Raw genomic sequence first — 228 nt, forward strand, 5'->3', positions numbered from 1 at the left:
GAAAGCCTGATTTAAGAGGATTCGATGCATTTGGATATTACATTTTTTTTGACACGATTTCCTAAGCTACCCCTCAAATTCATGCTAAAAAACGCTAAGTATTAAAAAAGCCCTCAATTGAGTAATGCCAGTCAGTTAAGCAAATATTAGAAAAATGTAGTAAAAATGAGTGTATGTAAATACGCTCATTTTTTTATGTCTTTATCTGAACATTTAGAATCCACTCTT

This window comes from Acinetobacter sp. A3 (assembly GCF_012371415.1).
Lineage (GTDB): Bacteria > Pseudomonadota > Gammaproteobacteria > Pseudomonadales > Moraxellaceae > Acinetobacter.